The sequence below is a fragment of the Agrobacterium sp. DE0009 genome (assembly GCF_007680755.1).
GTDB lineage: Bacteria > Pseudomonadota > Alphaproteobacteria > Rhizobiales > Rhizobiaceae > Agrobacterium > Agrobacterium tumefaciens_B.
The window spans coordinates 1-1,292 of sequence record NZ_VEIU01000028.1; the positions used below are offsets into that span (position 1 = coordinate 1).

Below are 1,292 nucleotides of genomic sequence, written 5' to 3' on the forward strand. Positions count from 1 at the left end.
ATATCCTTGTTGCCCGGCCGGTCGAGCAGCGCCTGGTCGTGGACCCAGTTGTCGGGGCTGATGCGGGTCAGGTCCTTGACGCCATCGGTATACTGAAACTTGGTCGTTTCAGGTGCGACAAGCACGGAGAGCGCCTCCCGATCCTTCTTTGCGCCCGACGTCCAGTAGGCGCGGATCGGGTTCCAGAAATCGCGGATGCCTTCATCATAGGCATTGCCGTTCTGGACGATCAGGCCGGTGACGCGGTCCGGGTGCTTGAGCGCCAGCCGGTAACCAACAGGTGCACCGTAATCCATGACATACATCGAGTATTTGGCAGCGCCGAGCTTGGTCAGCAGCGTATCGACGATATCGGCATAGTGGCCGAAGGAATATTCGAATTTTGTGTGATCCGGCGCATCGCTCTGGCCGAAGCCCGGATAGTCAGGGGCGATTACGCGGTAGCGGTCTGCGAGCAGCGGGATCAGGTTGCGGAACATGTGGGACGATGTCGGAAAGCCGTGAAGCAGGACGACGACGGGGCCGTCTGCAGGGCCGGCTTCACGATAGAAGACGTTGACCCCATCGATCTTCATGGAGCGATAATGGATCGTTGCAGGCGCCTGGTGCGTGGTGGCGGGTGTTTCGGCGAAGGCTATCGTGGCTGGAGCGGAAGCAAAGATGCTGGCGGATGCGAGAAGCAGTACGGCGAGAGTACGAGACATTTCGGTTCTCCTCAGGAGTGGTTGCGGGCGGCTTCTTGCTTGCGACCACCATCGCTCTTTCTGCCTGGAGGGAGAATGTCCATATTAGACAAGGGATTATTGCATCTGACGATATGAGTGTGACGGAATGATCGTGCCAAAAGCGACTTGATTGCCGATTATTTGAGCCTTGAAAGCCAAATATCAATTCAAAAGCCGGTTCTCGCGTAGTCTGTTTGCAGCCATATCGACGAAGGCGCGGACCTTTGCTGGAGCATGCCGTCCTTCAGGATGGAGTATATGAATTGGCAAAGCGGGTTCCTCAAACTCGCTGAGAATGATCTGGAGTTCTCCTGCGACGAGGGCTGGGCCGATCTGATAGTTGAGAACCCTGGTCAGACCCCATCCCTCACGCGCGGACTGTATCGCGGCTTCGTTGGTGTTGCATTGCAAAGCCGCATCCACCGACACGCGGTGATCCTCGCGAAACTTCCACTCTGGTGAAGCCCAGGCCGCGGTAGAAGCAGCGATACGGTGGTCCTTGAGATCGGCTGGCGATTTCGGAACGCCATAGCGCTCGAAGTATTTGGGCGAACCGCACATGACGCG

General features: G+C 57.4%; 2 protein-coding genes. Both read right to left on the reverse strand.

From position 1 onward, the window contains the following. Positions 1–704, reverse strand: a 704-nt coding sequence (locus tag FS804_RS24640; protein ID WP_144579347.1) for an alpha/beta fold hydrolase, incomplete at its 3' end; no start/stop codon positions are given. A gap of 183 nt (positions 705–887) precedes the next feature. Beyond that, positions 888–1,292, reverse strand: a 405-nt coding sequence (locus tag FS804_RS24645; protein ID WP_246665957.1) for a LysR substrate-binding domain-containing protein, incomplete at its 5' end; no start/stop codon positions are given.